18 protein-coding genes are annotated in these 20892 nt (G+C 57.6%); 3 read left to right on the top strand and 15 right to left on the bottom strand.

The window, feature by feature from the left end; translation table 11 throughout:
• The coding region (locus I5L79_RS21325) for an AAA family ATPase (protein ID WP_196957114.1) at nucleotides 1–923 on the bottom strand (923 nt) is incomplete at its 3' end.
• A gap of 157 nt (nucleotides 924–1080) precedes the next feature.
• Here I5L79_RS21325 and I5L79_RS23400 point away from each other — a divergent pair.
• On the top strand, nucleotides 1081–3420 hold the full coding sequence (locus tag I5L79_RS23400; RefSeq protein WP_231403249.1) for an McrB family protein: 2340 nt from the start codon (nucleotides 1081–1083) through the stop codon (nucleotides 3418–3420).
• Nucleotides 3420–4721, top strand: coding sequence for an McrC family protein (locus I5L79_RS21315; RefSeq protein WP_196957113.1), 1302 nt, complete (start codon nucleotides 3420–3422; stop codon nucleotides 4719–4721). The genes I5L79_RS23400 and I5L79_RS21315 overlap by 1 nt, the downstream gene beginning before the upstream one ends.
• Nucleotides 4722–4754: 33 nt before the next feature.
• On the opposite strand, the gene I5L79_RS21310 is transcribed toward I5L79_RS21315, so the two are convergent.
• Nucleotides 4755–5444 carry a DUF4145 domain-containing protein gene (locus tag I5L79_RS21310; RefSeq protein WP_196957112.1) on the bottom strand — a complete coding sequence of 230 codons (690 nt, stop codon included), beginning with the start codon at nucleotides 5442–5444 and terminating at the stop codon, nucleotides 4755–4757.
• Nucleotides 5445–5653: 209 nt separating this feature from the next.
• Between I5L79_RS21310 and I5L79_RS21305 the strand changes: the two genes are divergently transcribed.
• Nucleotides 5654–6670, top strand: a complete 1017-nt coding sequence (locus tag I5L79_RS21305) for a hypothetical protein (protein ID WP_196957111.1) — start codon at nucleotides 5654–5656, stop codon at nucleotides 6668–6670.
• Nucleotides 6671–6714: 44 nt separating this feature from the next.
• Here the strand turns inward: I5L79_RS21305 and I5L79_RS21300 are convergent, their stop codons facing one another.
• The 13 genes from I5L79_RS21300 to I5L79_RS21240 form a co-directional block, all read right to left on the bottom strand.
• Nucleotides 6715–7674, bottom strand: a complete 960-nt coding sequence (locus I5L79_RS21300) for a site-specific integrase (RefSeq protein WP_196957110.1) — start codon at nucleotides 7672–7674, stop codon at nucleotides 6715–6717.
• Between the two features lie 103 nt (nucleotides 7675–7777).
• The gene (locus I5L79_RS21295) at nucleotides 7778–9199 is read right to left on the bottom strand and encodes an argonaute/piwi family protein (RefSeq protein ID WP_196957109.1); all 1422 of its coding nucleotides are present in this window, start codon (nucleotides 9197–9199) and stop codon (nucleotides 7778–7780) included.
• Nucleotides 9199–11010, bottom strand: a complete 1812-nt coding sequence (locus tag I5L79_RS21290; RefSeq protein WP_196957108.1) for an SIR2 family protein — start codon at nucleotides 11008–11010, stop codon at nucleotides 9199–9201. Before I5L79_RS21290 ends, I5L79_RS21295 begins: the two co-directional genes overlap by 1 nt.
• A gap of 160 nt (nucleotides 11011–11170) precedes the next feature.
• Nucleotides 11171–11554, bottom strand: a complete 384-nt coding sequence (locus I5L79_RS21285; RefSeq protein WP_196957107.1) for a hypothetical protein — start codon at nucleotides 11552–11554, stop codon at nucleotides 11171–11173.
• 17 nt (nucleotides 11555–11571) lie between these two features.
• On the bottom strand, nucleotides 11572–12111 hold the full coding sequence (locus tag I5L79_RS21280; RefSeq protein ID WP_196957106.1) for a hypothetical protein: 540 nt from the start codon (nucleotides 12109–12111) through the stop codon (nucleotides 11572–11574).
• Nucleotides 12112–12117: 6 nt separating this feature from the next.
• Nucleotides 12118–13002 (bottom strand): hypothetical protein, encoded by an 885-nt coding sequence (locus I5L79_RS21275; RefSeq protein ID WP_196957105.1) that lies wholly within the window; start codon nucleotides 13000–13002, stop codon nucleotides 12118–12120.
• A 22-nt stretch (nucleotides 13003–13024) separates the two neighbouring features.
• Nucleotides 13025–14443, bottom strand: a complete 1419-nt coding sequence (traM, locus tag I5L79_RS21270; RefSeq protein ID WP_196957104.1) for a conjugative transposon protein TraM — start codon at nucleotides 14441–14443, stop codon at nucleotides 13025–13027.
• 10 nt (nucleotides 14444–14453) lie between these two features.
• A complete protein-coding gene (locus I5L79_RS21265; protein ID WP_196957103.1) occupies nucleotides 14454–15356 on the bottom strand; it encodes a DUF4138 domain-containing protein in 903 nt (300 codons plus the stop codon).
• 29 nt (nucleotides 15357–15385) lie between these two features.
• The gene (locus I5L79_RS21260) at nucleotides 15386–16150 is read right to left on the bottom strand and encodes a conjugal transfer protein TraK (protein WP_196957102.1); all 765 of its coding nucleotides are present in this window, start codon (nucleotides 16148–16150) and stop codon (nucleotides 15386–15388) included.
• Between the two features lie 64 nt (nucleotides 16151–16214).
• Nucleotides 16215–16841 carry a hypothetical protein gene (locus tag I5L79_RS21255; protein WP_196957101.1) on the bottom strand — a complete coding sequence of 209 codons (627 nt, stop codon included), beginning with the start codon at nucleotides 16839–16841 and terminating at the stop codon, nucleotides 16215–16217.
• 18 nt (nucleotides 16842–16859) lie between these two features.
• Complete coding sequence (locus I5L79_RS21250; RefSeq protein ID WP_196957100.1) at nucleotides 16860–17975, bottom strand: hypothetical protein; 1116 nt, start codon at nucleotides 17973–17975, stop codon at nucleotides 16860–16862.
• On the bottom strand, nucleotides 17972–20587 hold the full coding sequence (locus I5L79_RS21245) for a VirB4 family type IV secretion system protein (protein WP_196957099.1): 2616 nt from the start codon (nucleotides 20585–20587) through the stop codon (nucleotides 17972–17974). Before I5L79_RS21245 ends, I5L79_RS21250 begins: the two co-directional genes overlap by 4 nt.
• The gene (locus tag I5L79_RS21240) at nucleotides 20556–20885 is read right to left on the bottom strand and encodes a hypothetical protein (RefSeq protein WP_196957098.1); all 330 of its coding nucleotides are present in this window, start codon (nucleotides 20883–20885) and stop codon (nucleotides 20556–20558) included. Before I5L79_RS21240 ends, I5L79_RS21245 begins: the two co-directional genes overlap by 32 nt.
• Nucleotides 20886–20892 lie beyond the last annotated feature (7 nt).

The following is a 20892-nucleotide window of genomic DNA, read 5'->3' as shown; positions in this document are numbered from 1 at the left end:
TCGTTGACTAATCGGGCATACTTTTCGTTGAAATACAAACTGTACGCTTTAATAATAGCCAGGTGCTCACCGACTGGCTGTTGGCAGAAAGGACACCGAGCTTCCTCTCCCTGCACGTTTTGCCAGCCGTAAGCCAACCAAGCTTCAGGGTCGGCACTTTCGGCAAAGTGAGCTTTGTGGTTAGCCAGTAGACGCTCGTACTCTTCAGAGATGCGCTCGATAGTGAATTCGAACACGCGCCGTACCCGGTCTGGCGAGTGGGCTGGCTCAAGCGTGGATAGCGGAGTTAAGGTTGCTGTTTGCCGGATGGTGGCCAGATTCCTTGCTTTTGCTAGGTCGACCTCATTTTGCCTTACCTGCGCCTCTAGGTCATCCGCAGGTACAAGTTGTACGAACTTCTCCGGAGTCAGGCCACCACCCACCTTGGCAGTGATGCTGCGCTTGGCCTCTGCAACATCCTTGTTATTCTGTTTAATGGTTTCTTTTATGGCAGCAATAGAGCTTTTTAGCCGTACCCCCAGCTTGCCTACTACCAACTCAAACAAATTTTTTTCTTGCTCTGAGCCGATTTCGTGCCCCGCATACACGTTTTCGCTAATGAAGTGGGCATCAAAAATCTCAATGTTGTCACAGGGCTGATTCCAGTTACTGCCATCGAAGCGCACCTGACCAGTGCAGCCGTCTACCAGAAACACTACCTCGCAGTTGGCAGTGGCGGAAAAGCTTTTTTTCTTATTCACGTCAGCGTTGCCAGATTGCAGCGACTTGAATACTTGTGCCAACGTGGTTTTGCCGGTACCGTTTTCGCCGTAGATGAGGACAGCTCGTGGCAGCTCTTGATTCCAATGGCCAGTATTGGTACCAGTAGGTGGGAAGGTCTTAAAGCGCCCGACATTCTGAATCTTGAGTATCTTCTTTATCATAGCAGGGTAGGACTGGGTAGGAATCAGACGGAACCCTAAATGTACTAAAGATGCCCGCACGGAAGCGGCGCTCAGCAGGTGTTGTTTCTTACCTTGCCAACGTGCTCCTTTACCATCCGGCCATTGCGGCCTGGCGCTACTTCTGTTACTCCGACTTATGAGTGAACTTCGACTTATCGAGGCTGCCCCGTTAAAAGCATTACTGGACTTACTGAATGATAACGACCTGCCAGTGGGGCCTATCGTCGTGCAGTATGCCAATTATATCGTGCGCAATACCGGTAGCCTTACGGGGCAGCCGTTGCGTTTCACGTGGCAGCGCGGTGCTCAGCGCGACTCACTCAGTTTTGCCTTGGTTACCTGGGATAATGGACCAGGACGGGCCGCTCCAGGGTCGACATTGGTACTCAAGAATTCTGACAACAGCGAAATGATGGGCTTTTCGCTAGCGCAGTTGCCTCAGGATGATGCCTATGTGTACCTCGGCTTCAAGATGGGCAACGGCGAAGGGGGTAAAAACCGGTGGTTTGGCCGCCGCCGTGACGACCCCCGCCCGGCCGATGCCACCAGCGAGCTGGCGTTGGAGCTGCGCCGGGCCTGGCAGGGCCTGTTTCCCGACGTGCTGACGACGCACCCTACCCTCGGTGGGGAATGGCTGGTGCTGTCGCAGCTGTCGCTGGATGACCTACGGCCAGATGCTGGCCTGAACCGGCGAATGGCGCTCAAAACGATTGTATTGCAACAGCTGGCGCAAGCCTTCGTCGTGGCTGAAAAGCTGCGGGATGAATCGTTTACCGGGCTTGAAGATGAAGTGCGCGATGAACTGATTCCCCCGCAGCCCGTGCCGCCCGCGCCCGTAAATTCGCTGCACCCGCTGAATCAGATTCTGTACGGCCCGCCGGGCACCGGCAAAACCTACGCTACGGCGGCTTGGGCGTTGGCGCTTATTGAAAATAAGCCGTTTACCGAAATAGAAGCCCGCTACCGGCACGACCACCGCACCCTGCAACGGGTGCTGGAAATGTACAAGAGCCGCAAGCAAGTCCGGTTTGTTACCTTTCACCAATCGTTCAGTTACGAGGATTTTGTCGAAGGAATCAAGCCGGACCTGACGGGCGAAGGCGACGTGTCTTACACCGTGGAGCCAGGCGTGTTTCGCCTTATTGCCGATGAGGCGACCCGTGACTGGCAACGGTCGGCGAATCTCAGCGGTGAAGCTGCTGCCACGGAAAAATTGCCTTTCCAACTGGTGTACGGAGGCTACGTGGCCGATTTGATGGCCCGCCTGGCGGCTAGTGCTGACGGTACGGTTTCCATTCCCACTGTGGGTAATTACTCAGCGGTAGTATCGTCGGTATCTCCCCACGGTACTATCAGCGTGCGGCACGGCACGGCTCCGTTGCAGTACAATGTAAAGTCGGCCTGGACGGAAGCCGTATACCAACGCTACGCGCAGGCCGCGGACATCGTCCCGATGAACAAGAAGATGCTGGAGATAGGTGGCCCTAACGCAACCCTGCAGTGGGCTATTTTCAATGACTTGAAAACGTATGAAGCTGCCCACCTGGATGAGTTGCGGGCGCAGGTAGCAGACGAGGAGGCTCCCGAACCGGTTTCCGCTACTGTTCCAAACTACGTGCTGATTATCGACGAAATCAACCGGGGCAATGTAGCGAGCATCTTCGGGGAACTGATAACCCTTCTGGAGGATGATAAGCGGGCGGGTTCCGATAATGCACTGAGCATTGTGCTGCCTTATTCCAAGGATTCGCGTCCGCCCTTCAGCGTACCACCCAATTTATTTGTGCTGGGCACCATGAATACGGCTGACCGTAGCGTAGAAGCTTTGGATACTGCGTTGCGCCGGCGGTTTTCCTTCGTCGAAATGGCCCCAAAGCCTCGCTTGTTGTCGCCGGCCCAGATGATTTTCCGGTTGTGGCATAAGCCGCCCTACGCCGAAATGAGATGGGAAGATGATGCCTATATGGCCGTTGAGCAACAGCTTTTTGACTTGCTAGGGTGCCCGCAACTGGCGGGCGAGGCCGCCCAGCGCGCGGCGTGGGATGCACTCAGTACCGAGGCTACCGAGCAGCAGATAGAAACGGCATTTGCGGCCGTCGACTTCACCGGGGTCAACCTGGAAAAGCTGTTGGCTGCGCTCAACCAGCGACTAGAATACCTGCTTGGTAGGGATTACTGCCTGGGCCACGCTTGGCTACTCGGGGTAGGAAGCCTGAATGGCCTGCGAGCTGCTTTTCGCAATAAAGTCATTCCGCAACTGCAGGAATTTTTCCCCGGCAATTGGGGCCGGATAGGGCAAATCCTTGGTCCTCGCTTTGTGGAAGAGCGAGTGGTTGCTACCTCTCCCTTGCTGGCTTTTGGCGATGAAACCGAGCCGGAAGGAAGGACGCTTTATGCCATTCGGGAGGATGAATGGACGGTGGCTGATTTTCGCTCCATTTACGAGGCCAGCCCCGTGCCGGCGCTTCCTGCCTGATGCCCGCCGCGCTAGTAACTATTGTCGCTTTCGAGCACCAGTTCATAGGTTATTCCACGATTGAGAATTGGCAGGACAGGCACGCCCAAGCATTGGAGCAGCTGCAGACTGAGCAAAAAGGCGGCGCTGGCTGGTTTACGCTAGAGCGTAAGGGAATCCGGTTTGCTGAGTATGTAGGTATTATCCAACTCCCCGGTCTATCAGTAGAAATATTGCCAAAAGCGGACGACCCAAATCGAACGGGAGCCAGCAATGGCAACGAGCTGAAAGCAGTGCACGACCGGTGGCGGAGTGCTTTGCTTGGTATGCTGCGGCAGGTTCTCAACCTGCCACTCGCGGTGCCCGGCCCTGCCGGTCTGGCTGCCGCCCCGCATAAGATGCTGGATGTGTTTCTAGCCGCTTTTGTCCAGCAGGCTGATGGCGTCTTTCGGGCTGGTCTGGTCAAGCATTACCACTCGGCCGAAGGCAACCGGTCCGCCTTGAAAGGGCAGCTCATGTTCGGGCAGCACCTGAACCAAAACTTGCTACATAAGGAGAGGTTCTTCACACGTCACCAAGTATACGACCGGGTTCATCCGCTCAATTGCTTGTTGCGAATGGCCTTGCAGGTTGCTGCCGACCAGGCGTACAGCGCTGCTGTGTCGGCCCGGGCTCGTACGCTGTTGCTGCATTGGCCCGAACTGCCACAGGTGAAGGTTCCGCAAGAGCGCCCTGTATTAAACCGTAAGACAGCGCACTACGGACCGGCACTGGATTTGGCTTTGCTGCTGTTGCGGGCTAATAGCCCAAGCCTGCAACAAGGCAAGACCCAGGCGCTGGCTCTGCTGTTCGACATGAATAGTTTATACGAGGAATATGTGGAGACTTTACTGCGGCGGGCTGCTGCGCAGGCAGGCGCTATAGTGCAGCCCCAAACCGAGAAACGCTTCTGGGCCACTATCAAAGCTCGACCCGACGTAGTCGTATCCATCCAGCCCACCCCAACCGACCCCCGACCGGCCCGCACATGTATTGTTGATATGAAGTGGAAGGTGCCTAAGGGGGGAAAGCCAACTCCAGACGACATTCGACAGGTGTATGCCTACTGTCATCTGTGGGGAGCCCAGCACGGATTACTGCTTTATCCTTGGGTGAGCGAAGCACAACAGCCACGCCGCGGTGCATTTGCGTCCAGCCAATTGGCTACTGCTGGTACTGTCATCACGGGTCAAACGATGTTTGCTCGCGTGCTGCTGCCCAACCATACCCTGAATCCGAACCTAGGCCGGGAAACGCTTCAGGCGCTTCGCAGCCTGGAATAGAGTTGGGCACAGGAATGTGAGCCGTTGGTTCGCTTATTTGGGTTTAGGCGCAGGCATCTGCCGTTGAAGTAATTGGTGTTGGTCTTCTAAATGTAGATGTGCCAATACCAGCCCTATGATTCTTTTTAGATCACTTACATCCATGTCTTGCCAACGACGTACGTAATGAGCCTCGTCATTGCCGAGCCAGACAGCTCTTTCAACCGCTGCTCGTATCCGGTCGTCCTTCAAGCGGGTAATACATTGCCCCAAAAACGTCTGCTTAATAGTTTCGGCATCCTCGGGGCTCTCCCGAATCAGGTAGTCTTTGACTAAAAATTCGAGTGCTTTACGGTACCCCAGCCCAGCAATTTGGTTCAAGCCATTCTGCTCAGCAGCTTGGGCTTGGTGATATATCTCGGCAAAGCTTGGCGATAAGTCAAGTATTGCAGGCTCAAACGCTTGCAGCTGTGGTTGAGCATTGGCAACTCCTTCAAGCAAGAACTTTGCTGGAACAGATTTGAGAACCATAGTGGCATCTGCTTTCCGGTAGCCGGCCACAAAAAGCCGCCGACAGGCTGGGCATTGAAACGTAATATCCGCACTTGATAAGGTACTGCCTACGCCAGGGCGTGTCAATCCTGCTACGTAATCTGGCGTGATAGCATGATGGCAATAAGGACACGTTTTAGGCACCTTACGCAGAGAAATCTGTCGGGAGCTATTTGTAAGCGATACAATCATTAGCTGTACGGGAAGATTGAGAAAACGGGAGGAATAGGGCAAGAGTAAGAACAAAAATTCCCGTTAAGCCCGAGGCGTTGAATTTTGTTGAGGTGGGCAATTTAAAGAAACAGGTACTTTTTTATTAATGTGCGACCATCCGCTGCTTTGAACCAGGTAGCTTTGTTAGTAGTCGATTTGGTGAGTAGTCTCTTAATGATATTATCTGTATGCTGACGCCTAATGCTTTCAACTGCCTGCTACGACACCTTGATGAAATCGACCGGGTAGTAGCTGCTCATCTACTGCGTAAACGCCCTTGGAGCGAAACTCACCTGACTTCGCTTCTGTGTGACTTACTGGATGAGGATACGCAGTCCGATACTCAACTGACGTATCCATTGGCAGACCTCCGGCGCGACTTGGCGCAGGAAGATGGCTTACTAGGAGTTCAACTCTCGGTTGAAACAGTCGAACATAACGGAACCTATGAGCGCTATATCTCGCAGAGTGATATTGGCCTTCGTCTCGTATTTGATAACCTACTAGAGCCCACTACTTCCTGGATACGTCCTTATCTGCTACAGGCCAAACGATTATTTCCCCAGCAGGAGGTTCCGCTGCGCTACACTGAGCTTTCTCGTTTCAAAAGCGCTGACAAAGAGCAGGACGCCCGAATACTCTTGCTTACGGAGCTGTTTGGTAAGCCGTATTTGAAATACTTGCTCTACTGTCCCCGACCAGAGAAGATGGAAGCTGATGTAAGCAGTAAGCTTGCTTACTTACGCAACAAGCAACTCAACCGGCACATCTTCGACTACACGGCGGGCATGGCGCTGCATCAGGCATTGTCGAATGGGTCGGTGACGCTCAAAGCCGGCTTATTCGTGGCTGACCCTGAGCATAACCCTGTCAATTTGGGGGCAATACACGCGGGAATTTTACATGCCACGCTGCCATTCAGTTGGTTTATCGCGCTAAACTTTTTAGATGACGATTGGTCATCCCAGCAATTCGTACCGACTGCTGTGCTCAGACCAGACCCGGCCTCTGCTGAGTTTCAACTCGTAGATGGTATAGTAACCGGCAAGCAGGAAATAATTGAGCAACTGCTGGAGAAGGCACGTGCTAGTAATCTTGACGGCGTACCAGCCAATATCCAGATAATACCCAGGCACACTATCACTGTGCGTGTAAGTGTAGGAGAGCAACTGGACCCTGACAACCGTTATTTGAAGCTACAATAGTTGGTACCCGCATGCTGGCCACCGCTGGTAATTACAAAGAATAGCTATAGCCCGAGTTCCTGAGCTGCATTATGCTGCCGCACGTTGTCCAAGCGTGTGTAACGACGAATCATCGCACTGGTCTTGTGCTTCGTCTGATTCATGATTTTGCTATCATCAGCACCGTTAAGCTTGGCCACCGTCACGAAGGAAGCGCGAAGGGAGTGAGCCGTATAATTAGGACCCAGATAGCGTTGCACAAGCGTATTGACGGTCTGGTCGGAAAGGCGGTTTGAGGTAAGCCGGTTGCCCTTGCGCAACATCACGAACACCGGACCTTCGTCGCGTTTTAATTGCTCCAGCCAAGCCTTCAGGGAGCGTATAGGGCAAACAGCTGGCTCAGGGGAATAAAAAATGGCCTTCTCTTCGTAGTCGCCCAACTGATTGGTTTTGCTCTTGCCCAGCGACACTATCAGGCATTCTTCGGTAAAGCGCAGGTCCTGCACATTCAAAGCCGTTAACTCCGAGCGGCGGAATGCCCCCGTAAAGCCCAAGAGCAGAATAGCCCGGTCTCGCAGTCCGGTGATGGTCTGCACGTCCAGGCTGCGCACGAGTTGTTTGAGCTGCGCGATGGAAAACGCCGGTGCCTGCTTCTGACGCACGCCGTGCACCCGACGCACGCCATCCATGAAAATCTTGAACTGCTTATCGTCCGTGGGCGAGTCAACGCCGCGCACCGCGTGGGCCTTGCTGATGGCCGCGCAATGCTGCTCCAGGGTGCCGACTTTTTTGCCCGCTTCGGCCAAGTGGGTGCAAAACCCCACCAGCGCATCGACGGGGGCCGGCAGTGCCGAGAACCCGTGCTCGGTACACCAGGCGCTGAAGCGCTTGAGATGTGCTGCGTACGCCCGGGCAGTATTGGGCGCGCCGGTCAGCCCAGCCTCGACGTAGCGGGCGGCCGCGCCGGTGTGGTGAGCCAGTGCATGACCGACCGGATTCACGGCAAGAGCGACAGACTTTTCCATGCAGCTTATATATAAGGTATACTTGCCCGGTTTTAGATTGGGCTGGCAAGATAGCGGATAGGTAGTGATAAGATTTACTAATCGATACCTAAAACTTGTTGCTTTACATAAAGTACCGGAAGTCGTAAGTTCCGGATGCCAGCCTTGGAATCCTTTTAATAATTCGAGCGAGCGTACTGGCGTAGGAAAGTGTAACTGGCATACGGTCATAGAGACCGTCATTATTCCAGTTCATCTTGGTTAGGTTCAGGATTTCATTGCACGCCTGCTGCCAATCTCCATGGCCTGCAAATCTGCGGATTAGTAGAGGAGCGGGGATGCTATTCTTCTCTTTGTAAAAGTGGGTTTTGCCTGCAATTGCTGATTCTGGCGAATCACCAGAAGTCCAGAGCAATACCTCCCGAGGGCCAATAGGCAGATAGGTTCCTCTTTCGCAAGGGTATCCGCCTAACTGCCCTCTACCCAGATTCTGAACAAATTGAATACCGCGCCACGGAGTATCTTCCTGTATCTGTAGAAGCTCAATGTCGCCTACGCGTTTAAGTGCTTCGCGGCAGCCAGCTATTTCTTCCGTCGTAAACCTTGTCGTTTTATGTACCACAATTCTAGCCGGAAGCTGGCCGGCGCGGTCATTCTGATATAACGAGAGGCTCCTGCTCATTAGGCGTGCCATCTCATTTCTGGATAGGAAGGGATTCTGCCGCTTGACGAAAGCTGCTTCCGTACCATAGGTTAAGAAACGTAAGCCCGTACCAGAATCATCAAAAATTTGACTGCAACAGGAAATGAAACGGTTGTCAGTAGCACCAGGCTTAAGAGCGTAGCTCAAGCCAATGAAAGCGGTGCTCTGTTGCGAATTAGCCAGCCGCCATGGTAGCCCCCCTGCTTTCACATATAGGGCGAGGCTGAGATTCCAGATTATACTAGCTTGGCAAGCATAATCGGCGGTTTTTTCTTGAATTAGCTGAACAGGAATTTGATGGGTTGCCGTGAGTCCCTTTACAAAATCATGTAAGTCAAAATCGTCAGTGGCTCCTCCTACAAAGCCACTGGCCCAGCTAGAGGGTAAGTAAATAATGAGTACATCAAACTCATTTCTTCTTGCACTAAGCGTAGCAATCGCTTGGGCAAATGATTCCGCCAGAATCTTGTACGGCTGGCTTTGAGTGGCAAGATTATCTGGTATGTCTAATAAGACATTACAATCTTTGGCCGCTACTAGGCGAACCTTAAAGGCAGACTCAAAGCCAGGAAATACAGGCAGATAATCCCGTTGATAGATGGGCGTAAGTGTACTAGAGAATCCATTCCATATCCGTCGCATTTTACCGGCGCCATTGTTGGGTATGATAAAGGCGACACGTATGGGGTCAGGTAAAGGCCGTTCTATTGAGCGCGAATAAGGACCGAATTTAATCAGCCCTTGGAGCGGGTGAACGTGTTGGTCGCTGTTGCGTTCGCTATGAAACAACAGTGGGGGCTCTGCAATATGGCTGTGAGCAGGCAATGCGGCGGAGTGTACCATCAGGCAATTCTTCGGCTATGGGCGGTGTCTTTTTCAATCGTGAAGACGGCATCTGAACCGTCTCGGTGTAAATCGAATGTTCTAAAAGTCTTGCTTGTATTCACACCAAGCAAAACATTCACCCAACCTGTAATTGCTGCATTCCAACCAGCGTTATAGCGATTTCGCAAACGCTGACGCGTAAACTCACGCACTGCTGCATACTCTGGGGAAATTGTGTGAGTAGTAAAATCCGAAAGTAAGGAGTCAGAATCCGTTTCCGGCGAATCTATCCACAGCGTGGGGATTACAACAAGCCAAAGTCTATCAAGTCGAAATTCTAGATGTAATTCTAGTGCCTCATGCCAAGTGTAGCCATTAGATATTCCTGACAAGGGTGCATCTACGGAGCTTGAGGACAGTGATTTGCGTAAAAAACTGAACCTTTCCGGTGCTTCGTGTTCATCTGCGACTAGTAAAGGCGAGCCAAAACGGCGCTCTAGTCGCAAGCCGCCACCCTGCATTAATGCCTGCGCCAAGGCATCTAGAACTAAGCGGTGTTCTTGTGACTCATATGATGAAGGACTATTAATGCGCTGAAATGGATAATAATCGAAGCCGCCAGCCATGCAAGAGGCAAACGCATTCGTTAAATCTTCATCAGCACCAAATGCAATAATCCCTTCTCTAAATCGGCGGGCTATAATTTGGTAGTTACCTTGATTAATGAGCTGCTGTACGGCACGGTCACCGTCAATAAGATTACCGACGGGTATCAATCGACAAGTCTTTGGGAAATGGCTAATGCGCAGGGCGTTCATGCGAAGCAGTGGCCACGTCACAGTAGGTGCCGGTGCAGGGATGGGGGCATCCCTCACCGGGGGCTGCAGTTGCTGGAGATAATCATTTAGGGCCGAGGGAAAATCGGCGCTCTCCAAACCAATCAAGTCGCTTACTAGCTCGTCAAAGGTTTCTATCTCTACAAAATCTGCCTCGATTCCCTTGCTTTTGGCATTCTCAATGAACTGTGCAACACGTGGTAGAGGAGCTGTTCCAGAACGCACTACCCAAAATATTCCTTGGGGAAAACTTTGCGGGTCATTCAGCGCCTCATCCAACGCGTCCATAACCGAATCATCGCGCCCACTGTAACCAACGACTATCAAGCCAAACTGACCACATGCGCGGGTAAGCGCAGAACGCATTTGTGCATCCTGGGCTCTCAATTCATCGGTTGTATTCATTAACCTCACGGATTGGTAATCTCCATGAAGTTTTACCAGCATTGGGTAGTTGCCTTCATTCAGACCCCGTCTTGCCGCATCCGCACTATCAAGCGCAACAGTTAGTAAGTCGTTGCCAGTTAGATTGAAGCGCTTTAGCTCAGCGTAAGCTTGCTCAACCATTCTATCAAAGTTGGTAGTCCAGATTAGTTTAGAATGACCCGTTGAAAGCAAAGCAGCTAATCCGAAGTGACCACGTGAAGGCTGGCCTTGGCGCACTTGCTCTTGAATGTATGCGCGGCGGTCTGATTGAGAAGGTCTGGCAGACTCAAAATAGGCTGAGTATTCCTCAACAGAATCCGAAGCGGGGTAGCGCTTGGTCTGGTCTAAAACAGATTGAATCAGTGCACGGGTATTGCTGTCTAATAAAGTAGGAATTCTACTATCTGCTACCTTCTTTTCTAGGCCATAGATGATGCGCTTAAACTCCCAAATCATTTGCCACGCTGTTTTGATTCCAGCTGACGCAGATGCGCCCGCGCCAAGTAACCACATCAGTTGCGGCGCTCGGGCTTTAAAGCGAAGTTGAAATTCAAGAGGTGTCATCATAAGGCTAATCTAGTAGTCGTGTCACAAGTTAGTTGCAAAAACGATGCTCAGAGGTTCCTTTGACCATTGATTGAAGGACTGTCATCATCTTAAGCATAAAAGCATGAGCGCCAAGCATATTATGCTTGGCGCTCATGCTTTTACATCTGTGGTAACAAACCTACTCACCGATTACATACACCGGTACGGCCTGCGCGTCAACGCCCTGGCCGGTTTCTTTCTTAACCTCTTTTCCATCCAGCAGGATAGAGCAGGTGATTTCTGAGGCCGCCGTGCCGCCGTCGATACTGGCCAGGATGGTCAGGTTGTCGCCCTGCTTCATGGTGCGCTTAAACTTGTAGCTCACCGGCAGCGGCGTGTTGCTGAGCGTCGTATTGCCGCCGCTTTCATTGGTATAGCTCAGGTAGTCAGAGGTTGGAGCATTGGAGGTAACCTTGTATTCTACCTGATACTCTTTCGGGCCGGAGGGCGTGACATCGTTGTCTTTCGAGCAGCTAGCGACCAGGGCCGCGCAGCTCAGCAGTAGATAGGTAAGCTGTTTCATAGGTCAGAAGGAGGTGATTAGCGAAAGTGATACCGCAGGCCGACGCTGGCCAAGCCTGGCCATTGGTCGACCAGCGGATTATTGAACAGGTAGCCTTTGGTGCCCGTGGCCACGAGCGACAGCCGGTTGCCGAGGAAGAAATCCGCTTCGGCTCCTACCTGGGGGCCGTAAGTGAAGCGCTGCGGCTCTTTCGCACTTAATATCATTTCCCCGGTGCCGTTCTGGTTGGTCCACTCGTAGCCCGCACCCGCGCCCACTAGCAGGTGCACGTAGGCCACCTCCCCGAGGCGGAACAGCTGGGGCGAGAGTAAAACCCGTCCTTGGTACACCGAGTATTCGCCGCGAGTGGTCAGGGTGCCGTGCTCATAGCCCCCGCTCAGGCGCAGGGCCAAGTGGTTGGTGAGCATGGGCGTATAGCTCAACTCGTAATAGTTGCCGGTTTCGGAGCGGCCGAGGTGTGCCCCCCAGGAGGCCAAGTGCTTGACGTGCCGCTGGGCGGAGGCCGGCATAATGCCGACCCCCGCGAGCAGGAGCACCACTAACAGGAGCTTTTTCATAGGGTGCTAGCGCGGCCGTGCACGGTCCATTTTAATCAGCGCGTTCCGGCTGAGGGTCGAGGCGTACACCGCTTCGGCGGCCTGGTGGGCAGGGCCGGCCTGCGAGGCTTCCATGAATAGCCGGTCGCCCTGCTCGCGCAGCTGCATGGCCTTAATCAGGTTGTCGTTCGAGGAGTTCAGGGCGGCTATCCGCTCCCCCTCAGTCATGGCGTAGCGGCCCGGATTTTTCAGCGTGGCCTGCATTTCTACGCTTTGCGCAGTCATCTCGTCGGCAATCTTGTAGTAGTTCACGGCCATTGCCAGCTTGCGCTTGGCCATCATCTCTTCGGCCGCAAACAGGGAAACCGTGGATTCCTCGCGCTTGGCCTGGTACTGGTCGCTGGTCATGTTGCCGTTGGGGTCGGCCGAACTGGTGCCGAAGCGCGAGAACACGTCGTACATCGTATTCACGTCCTGCATGGGGTTGGTCAGCTGCAGGGCCTGCCGCAGGCGCTGGGCCTTGGCGTAAACGGGCATCATCTGGTTGGTCTGGCTGCGGCCGGACATGGCCAGGGCCCGCGTAAACAGCTCCTGCGGGTTGGAAAGCCGCAAATCCTGAATGCTCTGCACCTTCCGCAGGTCGGCCTGCACCTGCTTCTGCAGGTCGAGCCCTTCCTGGGTGAGGCTGCGCACTTCGCTGGTGATGTCCTTCGTGACACCGGCAATCTGGCGGGCATCCTTTACTACCTGGTAGTTCTGCACCGTGGAGGACCACTGCTGCAGGCGCTTGGCAAACTCGCCAATCTGCACGCCCATGTGCAGCGGGTCATTCACCACCATCTGCGCCCGGGCCTGACCGGCCGGGGCCAGCAGCGCAACGGCCGCCAAGGCCGGAAAAAGAGTCTTTTTCATTGTCGTGGAATTAGTGAAAGGATTAGCGTCCCGACGCCGTGGCCGGCCCCATCTGGCCGGCGGCAGCCGTGGTAATCAGGATGGGGTAGCCGTCGGGCAGCAGCACATCCCGCAGCTTGGTGCGGGTTTTGGGCCGGCTGAGCACGCCCATGGCCACGCGCCCGCCCACGCCTACCACCGAGTTGGCAGCCGAGGCGGAGCGGTCGATGGCGGTGCTGACTTCCTGCATGGACTGCTGCTGCAGGTCCTGGCCGGCGAGGCTGGCATCTTTGGCTACCCGCTTCACGGGGTCAATCATGATGCCGGGCATGTAGTTGTAGTCGTAGATGCTGGCCGCGACCCGGTTGGGCCCGAGGCGGTTGACTTCCAGCATCACGTTGTTAGTGCCCACGGTGGCAACGGCGGCGAAGACAGTATTCTTCGGGAAGGTTACGCCCGACACCACGGCGTCTTCCTGCAGCCGCAGCAGCACCACGGAGCCGGTTCGCACCTTCTGCTCGCCGTTGATAGCGCACTTGAAAAAGACGTCGGGCACCAGCTCCGCCTGGCTGCTCTGGGCCATCATCCGGGCGGAGCCCGCGACCTTAACGGTATTGAAGCCGTCCATACCGGGCGCGCTGGTGCGGCTGGCCAGTGTCTGCGCGACGGCTTTAGGGTCGCGGTAGCGCTTGCCGGTCATGCGCTCATAGGCGGCGCGGGTTTCGGGCGGCGAGGTGCTCAGCATGGCCAGCACGTCCGGGTCGGTTTCAAACGGGGTGCCGTCGGTGTCAGTCGCCGACAGTAGCGTGGCCCGCGCCCGGCGCGCCGCGCCGGAGCTGGTTCGGCGGGCCACGCTACCGGCTACCTGGCCCGGCCGCCGCCTGGGCACCACCAGCGTCTGGGCATGGTACGAACCCGTCGCGGGGTCCTGCACCGTGGCTTCAATGGTGTCCACGTCGGCCGCGGCGAGGCGGGCTTCCTCCTGCCGGCGGCGCGCTGCCGCCGTGAGGGCCGCCGCCCGCTGCTTCCGCCGCAGGGCCTGCCCCATCGTATCGGCCACGAAGGCTTCCGCAACCTCATCGGTGTTGAGGCGGGTGGGCGTGCTTTGGGCCTCCTGCTCCAGCCGGCGCTGCTGCTCTATCTGCGCGGAGGGCGACACCGGCTCTGCCGCCGCCGTGGGGGCCGCTCTAATCTCGGGCTCGATGTTTTCCGAGGCCGCCGCGACGACTTCCTTCTTCTGCTGCGCGGCTTGGGTGGCGGAGCGCAGCCAGAGAAACAGACCCATGCCGACCAGCAGCACCAGCAGGCCGGTCAGGAGTAGCCAGTTGTTGCGCAGCGTTTCCAGCGGTGTGGCTTTGGACTGGCCGGCGGGCGCGGGCCGCTGCGGGCCGAAGTGCTCCGCGTCGTCGTGCGCCGCGGAGCCCATGGCTGGGGGTTGGGTGTGGGGATTTGCGGGTTCCATGGCAGCAGCGTTAGATGGTAGAGGCTCGGTTGATGACCCGCGAAGGCACCGGCAGCACCAGTACCCGCGCCCCGTTCAGCTCCCGCAGGGTCACTTCCAGGTAGCCTCGGTCGGTGGCCGCGTAGAGCGGAATGGCATAGGTCAGGTAGCCGGTGGTGCGGCCCGTAACCACTTGGTTGGCTAAGCCGCCCGAGGGAGCCAGCGGCCGGCGCGCTTCGTTCTTCTTGCGGGCCAGAAACTTCTTATGGGCGTTTTCCACCAGTTGGAAGTCGGTGAAATCGACGTTGTAGTCAATGGCCGAGTGGTTGATGACCTTGAAGCGCAGGTAGGTAAAATCCTTGTCGTTGCGCACGTTGGCCAACGATAAGACCAAGTCGTTGTCGACGACGGCCACGGCTTGGTGCTCCTCCCGCGTTTTGCGCAGCTGGCTGAGCTTGCCCTCCACGGCCGCTTTCTTCTCCCGCTCCTTGTCCAGGGCCAGCTCATTCTCCGGGGCCGCGCCGGCCGCCGTGCCCTCGCTGGTGCCGCTGCTCACGCTCAGCGCACCGTCTTTCTGAAAGTCGTACAGCTGCAGCACCGGCCGGTCCACGTACACGAGGCGGCCCATCCAGTACTTGGAGCCGTAGCGGATGAGGATGGGCGTGGGCGGCGCGGACTTGCGGCGGGCGCGCACGAACACGGCGTTGGCTTCAATCTTCACCAGGTAGTTATTGGCCATGCCCACATCGACCAGCGACACGGGGCCGCCGAAAACGAGGTAGGTAGTGGAGCTGTCGGACACGGCCACGTCCAGCAGCGCCGGGGCTGTCGGGGATGCCGCGGCGGGCCGCAGCACGGCCGTGGAGGATTGGGCTGACGTGGCCGACGCCAGCAGCAGGGGCAGGCCCAGGGCCAGCAAAAGCTTGGAAATCATAGTGCGATGCGCTTGAAGAAAGGATAGGGCTAATTGCCCGCTGCGGCGGGGGCTGGCGCAGCCGGAACTGCGGCCGGGGCTGGCGCGTCGCCGGCTGTGGGAGCCAGAGCGCCGGCACTGCGCTGGGCTTCCAGCAGAGCCCGCTGCCGGTCGGCTTCCTGCTCCTTCAGGGCCTGAAGCTCCTCCCGCGACACCTGCGGGTTGTAGGGGATGTAATCGAAGTTGGTGATGAGCATCCCGTAGGGGTTGGCATCGGAACGGTTGGTCTCGGTCAGGTTGAACTTGGCGGCCAGCGGCAAGGGCTCTTTCTGCTCGCCCCCGATGAAGATGCGCTGCTTGATGTACACCCGGCCCGACCAAGGGCGGTGGTTCATGTCGATGCTCACGCTGTCCACCGTCACCACGTTGCGGGCGGCGTACCGCTCGTAGTTCTGCAGCACCTGGCCCCGCGTGAAGCCGTCGTAGATGCGCCGGCCGCCGCGTCCCTCAATCAGGGGCAGGGCCGCGTCCAGGTTGGTTTTGTAGGTGTATTGGTCGTGGCCGAACATGGTCTGCATGAAGTTGCGCACCAGGTTGCGGGCCTCGTAGGGCGTGTGGGTTTCGGTAGTGGGCGCGGAGAGGGCGGCCACCGAGCCGGTCTGGCCTACCACGTACACGCGCCGGCCGCTGTTCTCGTAGGCGCGGTACACCAGAAAGCCCGCCGCCAGCGACACGAGCAGCAGGGCCAGGACGCTCCCCATCGCCAGGTTGCGCATGGTGGAGAATGAGGTACTTAGGTTTTTAGCGGAGTCCATTAAAAAGGCTGATTAAGTCAACGGGAGAGGATTGGCGAGGCTGGGGCTTTCTTCCCCACTGCCCCTAGTTGGCCAGGGGCAGGTACACTTGCTTGTCTTGGTAGGGGTACACCAGCAGCCGCTGCGGGTTATCCCGGTCGAGGTAGGTGTAGAGCACCCCTTGCACCGTGACGGGCTCCCCGGGCCGCACCTGCACAACCTTGCTGCCCATGCTCATCTCCGAGATATAGAAGCGCATCAGCGAGTCTTTCGGCGTCTGCAGCACCAGCAGGGCTGATTTGGGCTTGGTCTCCACGTAGCCCGTGGGCTTCCAGCGCAGCACCGCCTCGAAGGGAATCTTGTAGCCGGGGCCTACTTTGGGGTAGCCCGGCTTCACCCCGATGCGCCACATGGGCGGCAGGACGAGGGTGATAGGCTGCAGGGCCTGCCCCTTCACCGACACCAGCTCCAAGTAGCCTTCGGCCGGCAGCAGCTGCTCCACGCCGGCGCGCACGTCAACCGCCGAGGCCGGCCGGGCCGGGGGCAGCGCGTAGGCCGCCTTTTGTGCCGCCATACGGGCCTGTTCAGCGGGGCTTTCCGCTTGTGCTTCCAGCGCGTCGGCGAGGGCCGCGCTGGCTTTTTCTTCTTTGGATTGGCACGCAGTGGCTAGGCTCAGGGTCAGCAGGGCCAGGTAGCGGGTGGGATAGTTCATCGGAAAGGAGGGGAATGGTTAGGCCGTCCACAGCCCGGAAGGCCGTTGCCGGTAGGAAGGATTGAGGGCATCGGACATGGTAATGGAGGGCAGGCCCGCCGAGGCCGAGCTGCCGCCGCTTGGGACCGGGCCGGGGTCGGCTGAGTTGCCGCCCGCGCCCCCGCCGGAGCCGCCACCACCGCCACCCGAGGGGCCGCCGCTGCTCATGGCCCGGCCGATGGCCCCGGACACGCCGTGGCCGCCGCCGGCCATGCCGGCCGAAACACCGGCCGCCGCCGCTGCCGCCGACGTGGCCATGCCTACCACCGAGCCCACGAACCCTTGCGCGGCCGAGGAGCCGATAAACAGGCTCGTCAGGTAGGGTACCATGAGGTAGAGCATGATGAAGGCCACCGAGACAATCAGCTGGCGGGTATCCGACTCCGCCGCCACCGGGGCGGAGAAAACCCCGCCAAACGTGGTGTTGGAAGCCGTGTAGAAGGTGTATAGCAAATCCAGCAGGGCAAACGAGAGCCCCCAGAACTGCACGGCCAGGAAGTTCTGCAGCCACTTGATGGCCAGCTGGCCAAAGGCCGGCACGACCGACAGGCACAGGGAAATGGGGCCGCACACGAACAGGAAGCCCAGAATGAACTGCTGGATGAACTGCATGATTTGCCGAATCAGCAGCACCACTTCCCCGGTCACCAGCTGCAGCAGAATGTTGGTCAGGCTGAACGAGGTGATGGTTTTGAGCAGGTTGGCTATTTCCTGAGCCCCTTGCTCCACCACCGTTTTCTGCGAGAGTGTTTCCGAGGTGCTGATGGTCGCGCCCAGCGCCGAAGCGGCCGTGGAGCCGTCGGGGGTGGCAAACATGCGGGTGAACCCGGCTATGCCCGAGCTGAGCGTATCAATCAACTCCTTATAGAAGAAGAGCAGGAAGAATATCCAGACGGCCTTGATGATGGGGCCCCAGTCCATGGCCAGCCCGTTGCCCGAGATAAAGCCGCGCCCGATGGTGTAGAGCAGGGCAATGAGCATGAAGGTGGGCGTGATGTAGCGGCAGGCGCGCAGCACGATTTGCAGGGTCTGGTCGCAGGCGCTCAGAAAGCCCGGGTCGGCCCCGTAGGCGACCATTAGGTACAGGCTGCTCATTGGGCCAGGATGCCCTTGCGGGCCTGTTTATCCTCCACAAACTGGTCGACGGCGTAGTCCAGCCGCTGCACCTTCACGGGCTCGTACTGCGGGTTGCCCTCAGCGTCCAGCTTCGGCCGGCCGTTTCGGTCGAGCACCGGCTTCAGGTTGGTCTGCTGGTAGAACTTGACCAGCTTGTTGAGGTAGTTGCGCTCCACGGGCTTGGAGGTCAGGATGGCATCCAGTTGCGGCGAGGCCTCCACCCCGAAAATCTTGCCCTTCGCGCCCTGCTTGATGAATATCTCGCGCAGGGCCTCGGTGGAGCGTACCGACTTAATCAGGTCCATCTCGTGGCCGGTCAGGCCCAGCGGGGCCTGCAGCTGGGCCAGGGAGTCGGGGTTGACGTGGCGCAGGATAATCTTGGTAGCCGAGTTGTTGATGATGGCCGGCCCGATTTTGCTGCTGGTAATCTCGGTAATGCCCTGGGTGATGATGGTTACCGAGCCGTTGGTTTTGCGGATGGTGCGGTACATCGACTCGATGAATTCCGAGAGCACCCCGCTCAGCATGGTCCAGGCCTCGTCCAGGGCGATGTACTTGATGTCGTCAGGGAATTTGCGGAATAAGTCCAGCGACAGCTCGGTGATGAGCATGGCCACCACCGGGTAGAGGTCGGGGTCGGCCTGCACCTTCGCGAGGTCAAAGCAGATGAGCCGGTACTCGCTCAAATCCACGTCGCGCTTGGCGTTGAGCACCCGCTCGTAGCGGCCGCCAGTGATGTACTGGCCCAGCACCAGGAAGAACTGGTGCATGTCGATGTACTTCAGGTTTTTCTGGTACTGCCGGCGGGCGCCGTCCAGCGGGTCGGGCTCCACCCCGTCGCCGGGCTGAGCTACCGGCTTCTGCATTTCCTGGTCGTAGTGCTCGACGAAGCGGTAGAAGCTTTCCATGCCGGGAAACTCCTCGTCCTTTTGGTTCAGGTGCGGACTCTCATTCAGGCAGGCGTAGTACTCAATCAGAAAGCGCGAAAGAATGGTGCGCTCCGACTTGTCCAGGGCCGTGTCCTTGCCGCCCTTCCAGAGCGCGGCCAGCAAAGCCAGGTGAAAATTGGTTTTCTCGTCGTTGTAGAGCCACTTGCCCGAAGCGTCGCGCGGTACCACGAAGGGGTTGAACTCAATGGGCCGCTGCGGGTCGTACTCAAAGTAGGTGTTGTCGAAATCCTCGCCGTTGAGCGACTGCAGCACGTTGCGGTAAGTGCCGCCCACGTCCATGATAATCTGGCGGGCACCCTTCTCGAAGCGCTGCACAATCAGATTGCCGAAGGTGTAGCTCTTGCCCGAGCCCGAGGGGCCGATGACAATGGCGTTCTGATTGTCCAGGGCCGTGTTGAACAGGTTTACCTGCACCAGGTTGCGGAACCGGTCGGTGAGGTATTCGCCCACCGGGTCGGTTTTGTAAGTGGCCGTCCAGTGGGTGTAGCACGCGCCGCGGTCGGCGGTGCTCGTCAGCCAGCGGTCTGGTACTTGGTAGGCGTTGCCGGGCAGCAGGCCGAAGAACACCGGCAGGGCCAAGTAGCTTTCCACTACGCTTTCGGTGCCGAACATGTAGCGGAAGGCCGCCGTGGCCCGCTCCACGTTTTCGCGGCGGCTGTTATCGTTGGTGTCCCACAGCAGCAGGGAAAGGTGCAGGCCCACAATCTGCTTGTTTTCGGCCCGCACCTCGGCGGTAAATTCCTCAACCTCAGCCGCCCGTAGCGCATTGTCCTGGGTGGAGAGAAACGAGAGCGAGGCGTTGAGCTTGCGGTCAGTGTCCAGCGAGCTAAGCTCAGCGCGGGTATCCTGAACCAGCAGCGCCTGCGTCAGAATGTGCGGGCACTGCAGGACGTGGGTGAGCGGGTAGAGCATGGGCGCGGTGACGCCGTAGCTGTTCTTCACCGCCGGGTGGGCCTCGCTGCCCTGGCCCACCATCGAAAGGATATTCACCCGGTTCTCGCCCACGCTGAGCGCGCCCATGTCGTTGCCAATCTCGCGCTCTTGGCGCGTAGGCTGGCCGTCGAAGTTCAGATTGAAGTACTGCAGGTAAAGCTGGTGCATCTCCCGGCCGCTCAGGCGCTCAAACGCAACGCCGCCTAGGTTCTTGAGGCCCTGCACAAACTCCACGGCGCTGGCTTCGGCCAACTCCAGGGTCTGGACGAGCTGCGCGAAGGGGTTTTTCATCAGGGCTTCGCCGGCGCGGGCCACCAGGGCATTCACGGCGTTGGTGCGGGGCGCTTTCACCGCCACCGGCGCGAAGGAGAGAAACAGGTAGGACTTCTGAAACAGCACCAGCCGCTCGAAGAAGTGCTTGTTCATCTTGCCCTCGAAGTAGGTCTGCTGGGTTTTATCTTCGCGGTAGGGCCGGTCGTAGTAGACGTCGGTTTTCTGCACGATGGTACCCACCGGCAGGGGGCGTAGCACGCCCACCAGCGCGGTCTGGAAGGCCTCGTAGTCGTCCACCGTCCAGCTTTCCATCTCGGCCGGCTCAATGACGAAGCCCACCGCGACGCGACCATCCTTGAAGACCACCTTATCGCCCTCAAAGCTGTGCACGGGCATCACGGCGTCAAACGCGGCCGTTTTTGGTTTTTTTGCCATGAATAGTGGGAATGGGAAGGGAGCCCACCGCCAGGCGGCGGGGCTGAATGAAGGTGTAGGAGAGCCAGCCCATCAGGAAGCCGGGGGCTTGCGTGCGGGTGAGGTAGCGCAGGCTCAGAATCAGGCCCACTTCCGTGAGGATGACCACCAGATAGACCATGCGCGGAATCTTGACGGCCATGCCCAGGAAGCCCAGCAGCAGCACGGAGCCGATGAACAGGCCCACCAGCAGGCCCAGGTCCTGCAGGTTCATGCCCAGCACCTGCGCGGGGCGCTCAATGGATTTGTAGGAACGCATGGCAGCG

It is taken from the genome of Hymenobacter guriensis, assembly GCF_015773195.1.
Taxonomy (GTDB): domain Bacteria; phylum Bacteroidota; class Bacteroidia; order Cytophagales; family Hymenobacteraceae; genus Hymenobacter; species Hymenobacter guriensis.
Note: the sequence above shows the minus strand (reverse complement) of the source record. Positions and strands in the feature narration are given on the sequence as shown.